Raw genomic sequence first — 15,843 nt, 5'->3', positions numbered from 1 at the left:
ATATATTGACAAAATAGCCCTACTAAGATTCACCCTAAAAAATCCCCATTACTAATGCTGAATAGGAAGCTCAATTACAAACTCTACCCCCCATTCGGGCGAGGAAATGCAAGTCAGCTTACCACCATGTTTTCGTTCTACGATCTCACGGCTAATAGACAAACCTAAACCTGTCCCTTTACCTACTGATTTAGTAGTAAACATCGGCGTGAATAAATGCTGCATTACTTCCTGAGTTATGCCAACCCCATTATCAGCAATCCGAATCACCACTCTGTCATCCTGAAGCATTTCAGTGCAGATCCGAATCTGTGGAGTGTCATTGCTCTGTTTCTTTTCCCCGCACAGCGGACAACTGATCGTAGACTCTTCTAAAGCATCAATTCCATTCGCCAATATATTCATAAATACCTGATTAAGTTGCCCCGGATAACACTCTACTAGCGGCAATTCCCCATACTCCTTAATCACTGCAATTCCTGGGAAACTTCCTTTAGATTTCAGTCTATGCCCTAAAATTAATAAGGTACTCTCTAGCCCATCGTGAATATTCACGGGCGTTAGGGCCGATGTATCCAAGCGAGAGAAATTACGCAGTGACATAGAAAGATTGTAAAGTCGCTCTGTTCCTAGCGCCATTGAATCAATAATTTTTGGCAAATCTTCAACAATAAAATCTAACTCAATCTCCTGGGACTTATCCTCAAATTCTGATGTCGAAGTAACGTTGTGCTGCTGGCAAAGCCGAGTCATCTCGATCAAATCGGCAATATATTCCTTGGCAATAGGGATATTATTGGAGATAAAACTAACTGGATTGTTAATTTCGTGAGCTACCCCAGCTACAAGTTGACCAAGACAAGCCATCTTTTCACTTTGAACGATTTGCACCTGAGCTTTTTTAAGATTATCCAAAGCTTGAGAAAGTTCAGCCGTTCGTTCTTCCACCCGTTTTTCTAACTCCTGCGCGAGCTGATGTAACGCTGCTTCTGCTGCGAGCCGGTCTTCAATTTCCCGTTTAAGAAGCAGATTTTGGTCTGCGAGAGTTTTAGTCAAAGAACGCAGTTTTAAATGGAGGTTGACGCGAGCTAACACCTCCTTTTGTTCAAAGGGCTTAGTAATGTAATCCACAGCCCCTAGATTAAAGCCTTTGATCTTATCTCCTATGTCAGAAAGAGCCGTCATAAAAATTACCGAAATTTCGTTCGTCAACGGACTTTCCTTCAGGCGATGGCAGGTTTCAAACCCGTCAATTCCTGGCATCATTACATCTAACAGAATCAAATCCGGCTGAGTATATTCAGCCTGTTCGATGGCAGTTTCGCCATCAGTTGCTACCAATATTTCCCATCCAAAACCCGCTAAAGCTTCAGAAAGCACGTCCAGATTGCTAGGATTATCATCGACGATTAAGATGCTACTTGTTTCAATATTTGCTGCCTTCATTCTTTTTCTATCCTGTGGGATGTAATAAACTCTTTGATTTTTTTGACCTGATAGCCTTGGGCTAACTGGCGCAGCTCAACAGCAAAGGACACAAATTTCTGATCCAATTTCTCTAGGTGCTCACTGCGCTTCACAATTCCTTTCACGTTGCCTCTCATCGCCATTTCAAATAAAAGTTCTATTTCTCCTGGGGGGGGAGCAACTACAGATTTCGATTCAGAAAGTGATTTAGGATCAGAGGAAAAGGAAATAGTGCTGATTTTTTCATGCTTTTGTTCCTCATATATCCATTCAAGTTTTAAATACTTTTGCAACATCTCAAATAGCTCTTCTGCCTGCACTGGCTTACCGAGAAAATCGTTGGCTCCCCTCTCGAAACTTTTATGTTGGTCGGTAGCAAATACACTGGCAGATGAAGCAATGATTGCCACATCTTTATAGTGTGACAAATTTCGGATACGGCGCATCATCTCAAAGCCATCTAACACTGGCATCACCAAGTCAGTGATAATCAAATCGAACTTCAACTCTTCTACTTTTTCTAAACCTTCTTGACCGTTTTTAGCTTCGGTTACTTCAAAGCCGAGCGGTTCCAGCAGATTGACAATCACCGAGAGGTTTTCCCATTTGTCATCCACAACCAAAACTTTCTGTTTTCTACCTTGGTACCCAACTAGCTTTCTTTGCTTGGCAATCGTGGTTGTATTTGCCCAGTCTGCAGCTTCCCGTAAATCCAAATCTAGCCAAAAAACACTGCCGACTCCTGACTGGCTTTTTACTTGGATTGTACTACCCATCATTTCGACAATTTTCTGGCTAATTGTTAAACCGAGTCCGGTTCCTTCCGCCTGCCGCTTGCTGTCTCCTACCTGTTCAAAAGGCAAAAATATTTTTTCTAATTGTTCTGGTGTCATACCAACGCCAGTATCTTCTATTTGAAACCGAATTTTGTGAATTGGTGAGGCTGGCTTTTGGTCATGGCTTTGTACCTTTTCACCTGTCCCCTTTTCCAGATGTTCTATCTTAAAAGTCACTCGTCCCGAGTCGGTAAACTTAATTGCATTGCTCAGCAAGTTAATTAGTACCTGTCGCAAGCGTTTCTCGTCAGCGTAGATGCCAGCAGGAATTTCCGAACTGGGTTGATAAACAAAAGCAATTCCTTTTTGTTCGGCTCGGATGCGGCAGATTTCCGCGACTCCCTGCAAAAAGGAAGGAAAATGGAAATCTTTCGCGTACAGTTCCAATTTCTGGGCTTCAATTTTAGCGAGGTCTAAGATGTCATTGATCAGGGTTAACAGGTGGGAACCACACTGGTGAATAATACTGATGCCTTGGATATCTTTCGGAGCCATCGTTTTTGAGCGTTCTAGGATTTGAGCGTATCCTAAAATTCCATTGAGTGGCGTTCTCAATTCGTGACTCATATTCGCTAAAAATTCACTTTTAGCTTGGTTTGCAGTATCAGCGATTTGTTTGGCTTCCGTGAGTTCGGCGGTGCGTTCTTCTACTCGGATTTCTAGCTCGGAATTGGTCTTGGCTAGCGCCTCAAAGGATTCGCGCAACTGTTGTGCCATAAGGTTGAAAGACTGACCCAGGACTTCTAGTTCTTCTATGCCTTTTACCTGCACATTTTTCTCTAAGTCGCCACTTGCGATCGCCCTAGAAGCTGCGCTCAAACGGAGAATCGGGCTGGTAATCCAGCGTGCGGTTAAGATTCCCAAAACGGTAGCCAGCCCCAAGGCTCCCAAACACAACAAAATGGTAGTCTGGGTATTGGCGTTAATTTGATCCATGAAATCGCTTTCAGGGACTACGACGACGATCAGCCAGTCCAATCCTCGGCTATCCTGAAAGGGCATAACTTGGAGGAATTCCCGCTGGCCGGCGATCGTAAAATCCAATTGCTGAGAGCTATTAATTTTAGTGAGGTCGCCAAAGTGTTCTTTTAAATGCGCTGTTGTCAGCCGAATTAAATCATCTGTGCTGTCTAAAGCATTCAGGCGATCGAGTTTGCCATTGTTGGTGATAAAGGCTTCTTTGAGAGTTGAACTGCCTACTAGGAGTCCAGAACGTTCCATAATGAATGTTTGTCCCGATCGACCCATTTTTAAGCTTTGCAGAAAGTCGCTGAGGAAAGAGATCAATAAATTAGCAACGAATACTCCACGCAGTTCGCCACTTTCGTCATACACTGGATGTCCGGCAGGAAGCGAGAGGGTTTTCTGACCTACAATCGAAAAAATTTCGCTCCATGTGGGCTTGCCTAAGCGTACACTGTCTTTATACCATGAACGGCTGAGTATATTGTAGTTGCGGGAGACTGTTAAGAGGTTCGTTTTATTGCCTTTGCTATCAGATTCATAAATATGAAGTTCATTCCGATGCTCTTTGTCTGCTATTTTAAAAACTACTTGGCCATTCTCTTGGCGTTCAATGGCAATGAACTCTCCCGTTTTAGTAGCAAAACCCATCTGGGGGAGAGAAGGAAAGGCTTGAATTTGCTCCCACAAATAGCGCTCCATACTCTCCAATTCGTCTGGATTTAAGTATCCTAGGCGAAGGGCATTGGCATTCAGTTGATTGACGCGAGGGGCTGTGTCTAGGTAAGTGTTGAGCTGCTGCTGGATGCGGGCCGTAATTTCACTCCGCAACTGACTAGCAACTTCGTTGACTGCTTTTTGCCCGTTGCGTAAGGATAGCCAGCCTGTCAGCCCGACGGCAGCAAATATTTGCAGAACGAATGGGAATACTAAAATCAGGCGCAGGGACACCTTTTTTTTATAACGGTTTGACAGGAAAGTGGTTGCAGAGGTCTGTGACATTTATTGGTGTTACTCCTGGGGTAACGAGTTGGCTGAAAAATCTCAGTGGATTTAGTGAAATGAGGCTGAGGAAATATATATTGAAAAGCAATCTATAATAGTTAGTGAAAAGTTTGAGACAGTAACTTGCTTAAACAAGCATGGCTACTTACGTGTTTTCTCTGATAGTGGTATAATAAGAGCTGACGAAAGATACTGACGCGCCTTAGTTTTTTTAGCCTTGGTAAATTTTTTTAGCCTTTAGGAAACCAGTTAGCAATCATATCTAATAGATTACTTGGTTTAGAGCTATTTTTAGTAATTTTTAACTTTACTTTACAGATTGACTCTAAAAAGTATAATCTCATCAAACTTACATATAAATTGATATAATGTACGTCTAAAAAAACTGACCGAAAGCATCCAGGATACCCGCCACGTGATTCATTCGTCCAGAAATAAAAAACCTGTATCCGATGAAACTTGCCGAACGTATTTATCGGTGGGGTCAATGCTTCAATCTCAAATCTAAAATCGAAAATCTAAAATCGATTGACCTTTCTCGCTAAAAACATGACACGCCAGGCCGCTGAGAACCCTAACGGCGGTCTAACTCACTACCGCGCTGAAGATGTGAGGCAAAACCCTGCAGATGACTCTCGTAGAGAATGCCGATCGCACATGAAACTTTACAATTCCAGCAAGTTTCATGTGCAGGAGTTACAGCAGGGTAATTGCTAATTGCTAATTGGGGAAGAAAAAAATCAGTAAAGCGGTGGAGACTTGCGCTAACGCGGGGCTATCCGTTGCAGTTCTTTGGCTTGTTCTAAAATTTTCTCGAAGTCTTCTTCGCTCAACCGCTGAATGTAGTTGATTTTGAACTCTTCTAGGAAGTCGCACAGCAGCAGTTGTATTTCTTGCCAGGTTTGCTGCTGTTGCAGTTCGGTTCCTAAAGCTTGCCCGAAATGTTGGACTAGCTGGCTTGAGAGTTTCATGCCGATGGGGTCTTCGGTGGCGATTTTGAAGGCTTCGTAGGCATCTTGGGGGCCGAGGGTGGCTAATTTTGAGAGTTCTGCAACTAATTGCTGTGCTAGCTGTTCGGGCAGGTTTCCCAGGCCGGGTACTTGCTTCCATCCTTGATAGAGGGGGGATTGTTTGAGGAAGCTTTCAATATTGTACCGGAGGAGGGCTTCTAGGTCGGGCTGGAGTTGGGGGAGGACTTTGTAGACGGTTATTTGCACTAGATGGGTGGCGATCGCTTCTATTTCATTGATATTGTTGATGTCTAGATAGCGCTGTTTTGGGGATTTAAAGAGTTGACGAGCGAGTTCGCCTGTGGTAATTGATTGTTGCATCTGGTTGATGAGTTGAATTACTACAACTTCGGTCAATTCTTGGGCGAAGTTGGCGACGAAACCTCGGCTGATTTGGGTGCGTATGGGTTGGAGATCCGGCATTTTGGCTTGGTGGATGCGAATTGTGACGGGTAATACTCGCAACAGGCGCCAGAATGGGAGCAGCAGGAAGATGTCGTACCATCGCCAGAGCATGGCCGATCGCCAAGTGACGCTGCGGTGGCGGCGGCTGATCGAGTAGGTACGGGCTAGAAATTCGATCGCGAATATGGCAATGAATGGCAGGTCAATTAGCCAGAAGTTATCGGTGAATTCGCCGTTGTCTCCGATCTCGCGGTAATAGTTGGTGGCGATTAATGGCTTGATTTTGGAGTCAAACCACTGGATTTCTTTTTGCCAGCCTTGTTGGTTTAAATAGTTAGGGCTCCAGAATCTTTGGAATGATTGTTTAGCGGAGTCTTGCGGATTCGGGACGCGATCGCGCATCCGGTCTTTTATTTTTTCTAGGGTGCCACTTTTTGATGCTACTCGAAAGGGATCTTCGTCGATCATTTTCGCGCTCAGATTGTTTATTTCCTGCAATTTGGCTGCTACTTGGGGAGATGGCAACCCTGTTTGCACTACTTGAATTTTTAATTCTTCTAAGGTTTCCAGATATTGCTGGGTGTCTCGGTGGGGTTTAATTCCTTTAAATGGGTCGTATACTTGAGTTAGAACTGGCAGTTGCCGGAAGTAGAAATCTCGTCCGGGCACGTAAGTTATGTCAAATATTACTAGGCTTAAATTTCCCAGGGCGACCAGTGCCATGAACCGCTCGAACCAAGGTACTTTTGGTGATTTTTTGCGGGAGTTGGGAGTTGGAGAGGGCAGTAGTTTTGGTGTCACTAGCGGTTCCTAATTAAGTAGACCGATCGAATTAGATGTAACTGGTAATAGCTGAAAAAAGGAAACAGGGAAAACGGGCTAAGTGTCTGATCGAGCTCGGATTGCTATCGAGGAAGCTAGTATTTATTTTAACGTGCGTTTGTTGGATATTTTTGGACTGTTGATTAGGCTTGGTTCGATAAAAAATTATACTGCTAAAATATTAAGGTCGATCGAACTTGACGGAAGCTGTGGCTCCCCTTAGTGTGCTTCTCTCTGGCAATAAAATTATATCTCAGGCGGAATCCTCAGTTTTTTTTTGCCTTGCAGAACTCACGGGGCTGGTAATAAATTAGTATTTCTGTTTGATCTGGTGGCTCTTTGACCGCTAAATCAAATGTATTGCACGCAGCGGAGTCTAAGGTTAGATGAGGACTTCGAGTTTGAGGTCAAACCCTCAAGAGAGTTATACTTGCTCAGGGGCAGTCTGGCGAGAGCGCCTCCTCTGATGGCGAAGGTGGCTGCCGCCTCCGTAAGGTTCGAGGTTTCGCCTCTACAAAAACCAGCTCGCGATCGGACTCTTGAATAATATAAAACCCTGACTATAATTTTGTTCGCATTTTTTTAATATATGACATACTGCCTTAATCTCGATTGCCCAAGAGACAAGCGTCAGAACCCACCAGGCACAAAGTATTGTCTTAATTGTGGTTCAAAGCTGCTGCTAAAAGACCTTTATGCAGCAACTGAACCGCTGCGCGATGGGGGATTTGGCAGGACTTTCCGAGCTGTTAATCATGGAAAATTTGAGGAATTGTGCGTGATCAAACAGTTGTCACCCCCTCAAGAGTTTCAGCGGAAGCCCGGTCATTTTAAAAAATATGTTCGACTGTTTGAACAAGAGGCAAGGCGGTTATACGAACTGAAGCACCCGCAAATTCCTCAGTTAATTTCTTATTTTGAGGAAGATGGGCGCTTGTATTTAGTCCAAGAGTTTATTGATGGCAATAATTTAAAGGATGAGTTAGATAAGTACGGTGCTTATAGCGAAATTAAAACTTGCGAACTGCTGTTAGATTTGTTGCCTTTATTGAAGTTTGTTCACGACCGAAATGTAATTCACCGCGATATTAAGCCTGAGAATGTGATCCGCAGAGCTCGCGATCGTAAGTTAGTGCTGATAGATTTTGGGGTTTCTAAACAGGTAGTAGCTGCTGCTCCGACCAAAACAGGAACGAAGTTGGGAACTCCTGGCTACGCGGCTCTAGAACAGCGTCACGGTAGGGCTGTTCCTGCTAGCGACCTTTACAGTTTGGGGGTGACTTGCATTCGCTTGCTGACTTCTGTTATGCCTTATCTGGATATCTACGGGGACATTCACGATGACCTTTACGATCCGCTTGAAGGCCGGTGGCTTTGGAGGGAGGCTTTGCCAAAAGGAACACAAATTAGCGACGATTTAGGTCAGGTTTTGGATAAGTTGATTCAGGAATATGTTAAAGATCGCTACAAATCGGCTGTGGAAGTTTTGGATGCTTTAAAACCTCCTGTTGTTGTTGTCCCAGTGCTGGAAAAGTCGCAGCAGGCAACTGTTGTTAGTCCTTCGGTTCCGACTCAACCTGTGACTGATACTGCGTTAGTTTCTGTAAATTTAGAGTCCGAAAAAGGGATTGATTATTCTCACTTGGCAAGGCTGCTGGCTGCTAAAAATTGGCGTGGTGCGGATGAGGAAACTTCTGTGAAAATGCTGGAGGTGATGCAGCAAAATTCACGGGGTTATTTGAGTGAGGAAGATATTAGGAAGTTTCCAGCTAAGGATTTGCAGACTATCGATCAACTTTGGGTGCGGCACAGTCACCGCAGATTCGGTTTTTCTGTGCAAAAGGGTTTGTGGCTCAAGTTGGGGGGAAAGCCTGGTGTTTATGATGCTACAGTTTGGGAGAAGTTTGGCGATCGAGTGGGCTGGCGGGTTAACAGCCAGTGGGTATACTATTCTGAGCTGAATTTTACTTCTAAAGCAAAGCCTGGACATTTGCCGGGGGGGACTGTTTTTGGGTGGGAAGGCGGGGTTTTGTGCGGTGTTTTGGGTTTGGGTGGGATTTGGTTTCTGCTGTCGCGGCGGGATTTGTAAAACTCACATCTTGCACTATTCTCGCTTAACAGGCTTTTCGGCCTGTTCCACAAGAAAATTCACTCTTTGTGGAACAGGCCGAAAAGCCTGTTCATAAAAAACTTATTGAGAATGGTGCAATATCTCATACCAATTTTATATGAGGTTGCATAGAATCTGATCCCCCCTAACCCCCCTTATTAAGGGGGGGACAAGAGCTTGGTCAAAGTCCCTCTTATTAAGGGGGATGCGAGGGGGATCGAAATATATGCAACTTCACATTAAATTGGTATCAGTAAAAGGAAGGTAGAAGGTAGAAGGCAGAATTTATTAGTGAGGCTGCACCCGAAGCGAAGTCCAAGTGTTAGTCATGAAATAGTTTTGAGTTGGGAATTAAAGAGTTAATAAATTTTGAGTTTAATCATCTGTTATGTAGAAAATATCTCTAAAAAAAGCGAAAAATAAGATATAATCCCAAACCCTTTTTTTTGTGCTATGTTCTTAGAGAAGGGCAAGTTTGCAAAGTCAAAAGCCAGTCCTCGGCGGTGGCCAACCCGGGGCACTGGCTTTGCCTCCAATTTACCAAGGAGATTTATTTAGTATGTTGCAAGAAAAACGTCTCAAGCCGTGGACTATAGTTCGCTCGCTTCCCAATGTGGAAAAGGTGGTTGTGGGTGAGTTTCGCAGTTGGTCTGATGCAGACGGTCACTTGAAAATTCTCAAGCGGATGGTGCCGGCGGATCGATTGACTGTTGTGTTCGATCCGGTAGTTCAATCGTAACGTCGCTGGTAAATTGATCGGCGTGCGATCGCTCTTTGAGCTAAGCGATCGCCTCTTTTTTTAGATACTGTTTTTTTACATAAAAAATGCGATCGCTAAAATGGCGATCGCAACTTGAATCATTGTCCTTAACTGCGGCGAATTTCAGTAATTTGGTCAGCAACATCCAAAATTCTTTGCGGCATGGATGGCCCGGTAAAAATCATATCCAAATGATGCGGCTTGTTGTCAATCAATGCCACCACTTCGGCTTCGGGAATCAAGCCCAAATTAACCGCTAAACTCAATTCATCGAGAATAACTAAGGAATAACGACCTTCGCGCACCGCATTTTGAACATACTGCCACAATTGTTCGATCGATCGCGTCTCCAGCTCATCTAAATCGGCATTCTCAATGCTGCGTGACAAATCGCAGCGCACCCAATCTAAATTTTGCCCCAGCCGCACCGGATGCTGGTGCCCTTGATTAATTCCCCCTTTGAGGAACTGCACCGCTAGCACGGGAGCTCCCTGTCCTGCAATTCTGAGGGCTTGAGCCATGACACTGGTAAAAAAGCAGCGGTGCGGGCCTGTAAAGACTTGCACCAGCCCTTGAACTGTGTAGGGCAAGCTGTGGGTTAAATTGAGTTTAGGGGTTTGTAACTGAGCAACCATAGGGCAATATTTAATCAGCAACTAAGTCTTGAGTGCAGCTCCGACCTTGACGCGGCTGAAGCCTGCTTAACAATATATAGTGTACTGGGCCGAGTGCACATCGGATCGAACACTAGATATATAAGTTCTCAAAAGCTAGCGGCAGTGGCATTCGCAGTCGTTTGTTCGATTTTTGAACTCAATTAGCACTTAGGCAGAAACGGGGTTTTTTACCAAAATACGGCGTGGAGCTTGACATTTATACAGTTATAGGGTGAAAAACCAAGGTGATGAGAGTCTGGCTTCGTCCAGGGCTTTTAAGAAAAGGTACACACATCGCGTAAAATTTGAATGTCGCGGCACTAGGAGCAGGGACTGTGAGAGTGGTGATTCTGGGAGGGCCAGGAGCGGGAAAGGGAACTCAGGCTGAACTACTGTGCAGCAATTTGAGCCTTCCTTTGCTGGCTGTGGGGGACATTCTACGGGAGGCGATCGCAGAAGACACAGATTTAGGCAAGCTGGCGGTGTCTTATGTCGAAAGAGGGGAATTAGTTCCCGACGCAACTATGATTGAATTCTTTCGCCGCCGACTGCTGCTGTGGGATGTCTTTAATGGCTGGGTGTTGGAGGGCTATCCGCGAACGGCTTTTCAAGCTGAGGAGTTGGATTTTTTATTAGAGGATTTGGCGCAGGAGCTAGATTGGGCTGTTTGGCTGAAAGTGCCGATCGAGGTTTTGCTGAGTAGGTCGATCGAGCGCGATCGATCGGATGACCATCCTGAAATTTTACAGCGTCGGCTGGATTTGTTCCACGAACGCACTATTCCTCTTTTAGAGTATTACGAACACCGCAACAAACTGTTAACTATTGATGGCGATCAATCCCCACAACAAGTCCAGCAGGATATTCTCAAATTAATCGAGGCTAAGGGCCAATCGGCATAAGATTTTAGATTTTAGATTTTAGATTTTAGATTGAATGACTGCATATTTACCCGGTCAAAAGAACCGGAAGATTAAGACCCAATTTTAAATTTTTCCTGCCCAATTACCCATTACCAATCACCTAAATATTATGTCTTTCCAACGTCCAGATGGCAGACAACCAAATCAAATTCGTCCGATTAGTTTCGATCGACAGTTTACCAAATTTGCTAGCGGTTCCGTACTGGCGAAAAGTGGCGATACTCAGGTACTTTGCAGCGTGACAATCAAGCCGGGAGTGCCTAGATTTCTGGAGAATACCGGACAAGGTTGGCTGACAGCGGAATACCGAATGTTGCCGGGATCTACACCGCAGCGACAAGAGCGGGAATTTATGAAATTATCGGGACGGACTCAAGAGATTCAGCGGTTGATTGGGCGCAGTTTGCGATCGTGCTTGGATATGCAACTATTGGGAGAACGCACCATACTTGTCGATGCGGATGTTTTGCAAGCGGACGCTGGGACTCGCACGACTTCAATTACTGGCGGGTTTGTGGCTGTGGCTGATGCTTTGAACAAGTTGGTGCAAAAAGGTGATTTGGTGCGATCGCCCATTATTCGTCAAGTGGCGGCCGTGTCTGTGGGGCTTTTGGAAGGCGAGGCGTTTTTAGATTTGAATTATCTTGAAGATGTGGCGGCTGAAATTGATTGTAATGTGGTAATGAATGGAGATTTGAATATTATTGAAATTCAGGGAACTGCGGAAGAGGGAAGTTTCAGTCGGAGTCAGTTAAATCAAATTTTGGATATGGCAGAAACTGGGATTCAGGAATTGTTGGAGGCTCAGCGGCAGGCTTTAGTTGAGTAGGTAAATCTAATTCAATTTTGGTCAGGTATAATAGTTGAGTAACATCACCTAATAATTTACAGGTCGAACTATAGGGCTATGTTCTTACCAAAAGGCTAGAAACAGCTCTAGAAGCACGACTTAACAAACCCTATTTCCCTTCAGCAAGGCGTACCTTCCACGCCAGACCGACCATTTCTAAAAACCGAATCATCATCCAGGTGAAGTCAATTTCCCACCATGTGAAACCGTGGCGGGCGGAATGGGGAAAAGCATGGTGATTGTTGTGCCAACCTTCGCCATAAGTACACAGGGCAACCCACCAGCAATTGGTTGAGCGATCACTGGACTCATAAGTACGGTAGCCAAACTTATGGGTGGCACTATTGACAAACCAGGTGCAGTGATAAACCAGTACCAACCGCACAAAAATCCCCCAGATCAGGAAAGACCAGCCACCGATTAAATAAAGGAGAGCTGCTAAGATTACCTGGAGGACGAGATAATATTTGTCACAAAACTGATAAAACGGTTGGTTGGCAATATCCTTGGTGTAGCGGCTTACCTCTTTTTTGGCAGCTACTTCATAGAGCATCCAGCCCATATGGCTCCACCAAAAACCACGATTAGAGTTATGCTGATCCAGCTCACGATCGGAATAGACATGATGATGCCGATGCAATCCTACCCATATTGTTGGACCCATTTGACACGATAAAGTCCCACAAAAAACTAGCACATACTCCAGCCACTTAGGCGTCTGGAAACTGCGGTGGGTGACTAGCCGATGGAAACCGAGGGTAATTCCCACTCCTCCTGTAAGCCAGTGTAAAAAGAGTGCTATGCCAAGCCCTGCCCAGCTAAAGTTACTAGGTAAAAAAGCTAGCAAGGCTAACAGGTGAACGGCAACCAAAAAGAGAATCATGGGCTATTCAATACGGGGTTTAGTTGCAGTAGCAATAGTCATGGAAGATTTTTTAATTAACAGTTACTTTACAAGTATAAAAGGCTGTCCCTTTGCAGGTCTTTTCTAATCTTGTGGAAAAATTTGTCTATTCTTGCGATCGCCCTCAATTCTGGCTGTCAAGTGCGATCGAACAGATAGACTTGAGTTATCAGCAGCCCTTCATGCGCGTAATGCCGGATGCTTGTCGGTTTGTGCGCTCGACCTTACTGTGCAGAATCGAGAGATTGGTGTAAAATCTTGGGAAATTATCGAAAAACTTACGGCTGTTTGATTGGGTGAGCGCCAACTTCAGCCGCTAGCACGGGAAAAGAGTAATTATGCAGGAGAGCGATCGCCACTCACAATCTCGATCGAACGAGTCATCACATTCATCGAATGGGCAACGTGCTGAACAGACTCGCGACATATTAGATATCATCGCTGAATTTAGATCGACACCACCTATTCGAGTGGGTGGATTGGCAATCAATTATTTAATCAATCCACCAAGTGAGCTAGAAACTGCGCCTAGTACCAATCATTTTTTGCTGGTCAGTCTCAGTCACGGTAACAGACAAGTCAACCAATTTGAGAACAAAGAGTACGATGGTGTTAACAACATTGGTGACTTTTTTTTCCTGCCAGCAGGAATCCCTGCATTCTGGGCTTGGGAAACTACAGATGAAGCTCTAGCCTTCACAATGCCTCCAGACTTTTTGTCTGACATCGCTGCTACAACTGAATGCCTCAATCCCCACAAACTTGAACTGCGAAGTGTTTTGCTCGATCGCGATCCGCAACTTGAAACGATCGCCCGTTCTTTCCTCTCTGAAATGACGAACGATGGTTTGGGCGGTAGGCTTTACACCGAATCCCTCGCCAATTTACTTGGGATTCACCTACTCCGTCATTACTGCACCGCTCCCGCCACTGTGCGTACCTACAAAGGCGGTTTGTCCGATTTTCAGTTAAAAAGCGCGATCGACTATATTCGATCGAACCTCGATGCTCAATTTAGTTTAGAAAACATTGCCGCCGAACTCAATTTAAGTCACTATTATTTTTGTGCTCTGTTCAAGCAATCGATGGGCGTTTCCCCGTGGCAATATGTAATTCAGCAGCGAGTCGAACGCGCGAAAGAACTGCTAAAAAACCGGGATTTGTCGATTTCTGAAGTTGCCCTTGCTTGCGGTTTTTCCAATCAAAGTCATCTCAACAAGCATTTTCGATCTGCTACAGGAATTGCACCCGGAATCTATCGGCGGGGATGAGAGCAAAAATGTAAAAGCGCGAGCGCCATTTGATCGATCCGCCTCCATTGTTGCACGGGCGTCCCGCCTGTGCGATAATATCGGTTCAAGCCGTGAAGCCGCGCTATCCCGAAGTAAATCGCCCTGTAAATAGTGTGGTTTACTCTGGTTTACTGCTTGTGCTATAATTGAGTAAAAATCTTTGTAATTACCAATTGCTAAGATAATGCAAGCTGAAAAAATATCCATTTCCTTATCACAATCGCTAGTAAAGTTTATTGAAAGCTACAAAATTGCTAAAGGATGCAACTCGCGATCCCAAGTAATAGAAGTCGCTTTAGAATTGCTGCGGAATCAAGAACTAGAATCTGCTTACCGACAAGCATCCAGTGAAGTAGACTCCGCTTGGGATCTAACAGTTGCCGATGGATTGACAGATAAAACGTGGTGAAATTTACTACGCTAATCTAAGTCCTACGGTTGGTTCTGAGATAGATAAACGCCGTCCAGTATTGGTGGTGAGCAATGACGCTAATAACCGTGCTGCCAATACAGTTACAATTCTACCAATTACCTCTAATGTAACCCGCGTCTACCCTTTCGAGGTGTTGCTAAATCCAGAGGATAGCAGTTTATCCAAACCTTCTAAAGTACAAGCACAGCAAGTACGGACTATTTCTAAACAGCGAATTAGCAGCGATGCAGTGGGAAGTTTGAGTGAGGAAATTATGCAGTTGGTAAATGCTGCTCTCAAACTGCATTTAAATGTCGATTAACTGTGATATATAGGCGTTTTTTTTCGTGGCACGGGCGTCCCGCCTGTGCGATAGTATCGGTTTAAAAAAGAGCGTGAAGCGGATCTATCCCGTAGAGAATCGCCCTCCTTCATTCCCCTGACTGAATTTGACTCCTCACCCACTGCCTAAACCCTCGCATCATCGATGTTTCACCCACATTTTCTTGCATTTGCAAAAATCTGATAATCTCAGATGGCGACAAAAAAGGAAAGTGGGGAGAAACCTCGCGCCCTACATAGGGTTTGCTGAATAATCGATCGCAAACTAAGAACAGGAGCGATCGATATATTCAAACTCAACTAAAGATAGGTTTTTATGTATCGATTCCACCCAATTATAATTGTAAATTATCTTTAACCTAAAAACAGGTGTTTTTTTTCCAAATAGACATAAAAACACACAAAAAACCCGGCGCCACCAGGAAGCATCGGTTCATGACCAAAAAAGTAATTGCCATAACTGTACCCGATGTATTATCAAGTTTTGCCATCACTCGATTTAGACCGAATATTCGTTTACCTTGTCCGAACTTTCCCTCAATCGCATTGCGAATTCTCTCATCTTCTTTAGCTTGCTTTTTTTTTGATTTACTCACATTTGCTGGGAGTCTTCCTAATGGCGGCCCACTCATTCTAATTCCTCTTTCTTTACACCATGCTCGGTTTTCCCGATTTCGGTAAATGCGATCTGCATGAACGGACTCTGGATAATATCCTGTGAACCTATGATATGCTTCTACTTGGGCTTTCAAGTCCCCTGATTCGTTAAAATTATCCCAGCTCATCCGGTCTAAAAATACATATCCTTCAAAACAACTGGCTGATAGTTTTGCCCCAAACTCTACGCTTTTTCCGGCTTTTCCTCTGACTATGGGACGGATATGGGGTTGGCTTAAACTTACTATTCTATCCTCAATACTCTGTTGATTATTATCAAATAACCATTGCTGTTGACGATAGACTTCTGTGAGCACTAGCAAGGTTTTATACTGCTTTTTATTCAGACCTTCTAGGGCGTCGGTTCAGTATCAGGAGTTGACAAAACAGACGGGAAATGATATGTGAATTGAGAAGCCTGTTAAATTC

14 protein-coding genes and 1 pseudogene are annotated in these 15,843 nt (G+C 44.4%); 9 read left to right on the top strand and 6 right to left on the bottom strand.

What is annotated here, in order from left to right; genetic code table 11:
* Positions 1-51: 51 nt before the first annotated feature.
* Entirely contained in the window at positions 52-1,446 is a 1,395-nt protein-coding gene (locus QUB16_RS24415) for a response regulator (protein ID WP_333320120.1), read from the bottom strand.
* Positions 1,443-4,268: an ATP-binding protein gene (locus QUB16_RS24410; RefSeq protein WP_333320119.1), complete on the bottom strand. Its 2,826-nt coding sequence runs from the start codon at positions 4,266-4,268 to the stop codon at positions 1,443-1,445. Before QUB16_RS24410 ends, QUB16_RS24415 begins: the two co-directional genes overlap by 4 nt.
* Before the next feature lie 552 nt (positions 4,269-4,820).
* Here QUB16_RS24410 and QUB16_RS24405 point away from each other — a divergent pair.
* Complete coding sequence (locus QUB16_RS24405; protein WP_333320117.1) at positions 4,821-4,988, top strand: hypothetical protein; 168 nt, start codon at positions 4,821-4,823, stop codon at positions 4,986-4,988.
* Positions 4,989-5,035: 47 nt separating this feature from the next.
* On the opposite strand, the gene QUB16_RS24400 is transcribed toward QUB16_RS24405, so the two are convergent.
* Positions 5,036-6,487, bottom strand: coding sequence for a hypothetical protein (locus QUB16_RS24400; protein ID WP_333320115.1), 1,452 nt, complete (start codon positions 6,485-6,487; stop codon positions 5,036-5,038).
* A 610-nt stretch (positions 6,488-7,097) separates the two neighbouring features.
* On the opposite strand from QUB16_RS24400, the gene QUB16_RS24395 reads away from it, so the two are divergent.
* Together QUB16_RS24395 and QUB16_RS24390 are read left to right on the top strand one after the other, a co-directional pair.
* Entirely contained in the window at positions 7,098-8,597 is a 1,500-nt protein-coding gene (locus tag QUB16_RS24395) for a GUN4 domain-containing protein (RefSeq protein ID WP_333289691.1), read from the top strand.
* 496 nt (positions 8,598-9,093) lie between these two features.
* Positions 9,094-9,357, top strand: a complete 264-nt coding sequence (locus QUB16_RS24390) for a hypothetical protein (RefSeq protein WP_333320113.1) — start codon at positions 9,094-9,096, stop codon at positions 9,355-9,357.
* 128 nt (positions 9,358-9,485) lie between these two features.
* On the opposite strand, the gene QUB16_RS24385 is transcribed toward QUB16_RS24390, so the two are convergent.
* Positions 9,486-10,013 (bottom strand): P-loop NTPase family protein, encoded by a 528-nt coding sequence (locus tag QUB16_RS24385; RefSeq protein ID WP_333320111.1) that lies wholly within the window; start codon positions 10,011-10,013, stop codon positions 9,486-9,488.
* A gap of 356 nt (positions 10,014-10,369) precedes the next feature.
* Between QUB16_RS24385 and QUB16_RS24380 the strand changes: the two genes are divergently transcribed.
* Both QUB16_RS24380 and rph read left to right on the top strand, forming a co-directional pair.
* A complete protein-coding gene (locus QUB16_RS24380) occupies positions 10,370-10,936 on the top strand; it encodes a nucleoside monophosphate kinase (protein WP_333320109.1) in 567 nt (188 codons plus the stop codon).
* 130 nt (positions 10,937-11,066) lie between these two features.
* Positions 11,067-11,786 carry a ribonuclease PH gene (gene rph / locus QUB16_RS24375; protein WP_333320108.1) on the top strand — a complete coding sequence of 240 codons (720 nt, stop codon included), beginning with the start codon at positions 11,067-11,069 and terminating at the stop codon, positions 11,784-11,786.
* A gap of 130 nt (positions 11,787-11,916) precedes the next feature.
* Here rph and QUB16_RS24370 read toward each other — a convergent pair whose 3' ends face one another.
* Positions 11,917-12,690: a fatty acid desaturase gene (locus tag QUB16_RS24370; protein WP_333320106.1), complete on the bottom strand. Its 774-nt coding sequence runs from the start codon at positions 12,688-12,690 to the stop codon at positions 11,917-11,919.
* Between the two features lie 113 nt (positions 12,691-12,803).
* On the opposite strand from QUB16_RS24370, the gene QUB16_RS24365 reads away from it, so the two are divergent.
* The 4 genes from QUB16_RS24365 to QUB16_RS24350 all read left to right on the top strand — a co-directional run bounded on the left by QUB16_RS24365 (position 12,804) and on the right by QUB16_RS24350 (position 14,737).
* Positions 12,804-12,965 (top strand): hypothetical protein, encoded by a 162-nt coding sequence (locus tag QUB16_RS24365; RefSeq protein ID WP_333320103.1) that lies wholly within the window; start codon positions 12,804-12,806, stop codon positions 12,963-12,965.
* A gap of 84 nt (positions 12,966-13,049) precedes the next feature.
* The gene (locus tag QUB16_RS24360) at positions 13,050-13,982 is read left to right on the top strand and encodes an AraC family transcriptional regulator (RefSeq protein WP_333320101.1); all 933 of its coding nucleotides are present in this window, start codon (positions 13,050-13,052) and stop codon (positions 13,980-13,982) included.
* Between the two features lie 205 nt (positions 13,983-14,187).
* The gene (locus QUB16_RS24355) at positions 14,188-14,412 is read left to right on the top strand and encodes a ribbon-helix-helix protein, CopG family (protein WP_333320099.1); all 225 of its coding nucleotides are present in this window, start codon (positions 14,188-14,190) and stop codon (positions 14,410-14,412) included.
* A complete protein-coding gene (locus QUB16_RS24350) occupies positions 14,399-14,737 on the top strand; it encodes a type II toxin-antitoxin system PemK/MazF family toxin (RefSeq protein WP_333320142.1) in 339 nt (112 codons plus the stop codon). The genes QUB16_RS24355 and QUB16_RS24350 overlap by 14 nt, the downstream gene beginning before the upstream one ends.
* 285 nt (positions 14,738-15,022) lie before the next feature.
* On the opposite strand, the pseudogene QUB16_RS24345 reads toward QUB16_RS24350, so the two are convergent.
* A pseudogene (locus QUB16_RS24345) lies at positions 15,023-15,773 on the bottom strand (transposase); the annotation flags it as partial.
* Between the last annotated feature and the right edge of the window lie 70 nt (positions 15,774-15,843).

Source organism: Microcoleus sp. D3_18a_C4 (assembly GCF_036702415.1).
Classification (GTDB): domain Bacteria; phylum Cyanobacteriota; class Cyanobacteriia; order Cyanobacteriales; family Microcoleaceae; genus Microcoleus.
Note: the sequence above shows the minus strand (reverse complement) of the source record. Positions and strands in the feature narration are given on the sequence as shown.

Excerpts from the sequence above, each read along its gene's own strand:
- QUB16_RS24405 (WP_333320117.1), top strand. The coding sequence starts at position 4,821 with ATGACACGCCAGGCCGCTGAGAACCCTAACGGCGGTCTAACTCACTAC.
- QUB16_RS24370 (WP_333320106.1), bottom strand. The coding sequence starts at position 12,690 with ATGATTCTCTTTTTGGTTGCCGTTCACCTGTTAGCCTTGCTAGCTTTT.
- QUB16_RS24395 (WP_333289691.1), top strand. The coding sequence starts at position 7,098 with ATGACATACTGCCTTAATCTCGATTGCCCAAGAGACAAGCGTCAGAAC.
- QUB16_RS24360 (WP_333320101.1), top strand. The coding sequence starts at position 13,050 with ATGCAGGAGAGCGATCGCCACTCACAATCTCGATCGAACGAGTCATCA.
- QUB16_RS24410 (WP_333320119.1), bottom strand. The coding sequence starts at position 4,268 with ATGTCACAGACCTCTGCAACCACTTTCCTGTCAAACCGTTATAAAAAA.
- rph (WP_333320108.1), top strand. The coding sequence starts at position 11,067 with ATGTCTTTCCAACGTCCAGATGGCAGACAACCAAATCAAATTCGTCCG.
- QUB16_RS24355 (WP_333320099.1), top strand. The coding sequence starts at position 14,188 with ATGCAAGCTGAAAAAATATCCATTTCCTTATCACAATCGCTAGTAAAG.
- QUB16_RS24415 (WP_333320120.1), bottom strand. The coding sequence starts at position 1,446 with ATGAAGGCAGCAAATATTGAAACAAGTAGCATCTTAATCGTCGATGAT.
- QUB16_RS24385 (WP_333320111.1), bottom strand. The coding sequence starts at position 10,013 with ATGGTTGCTCAGTTACAAACCCCTAAACTCAATTTAACCCACAGCTTG.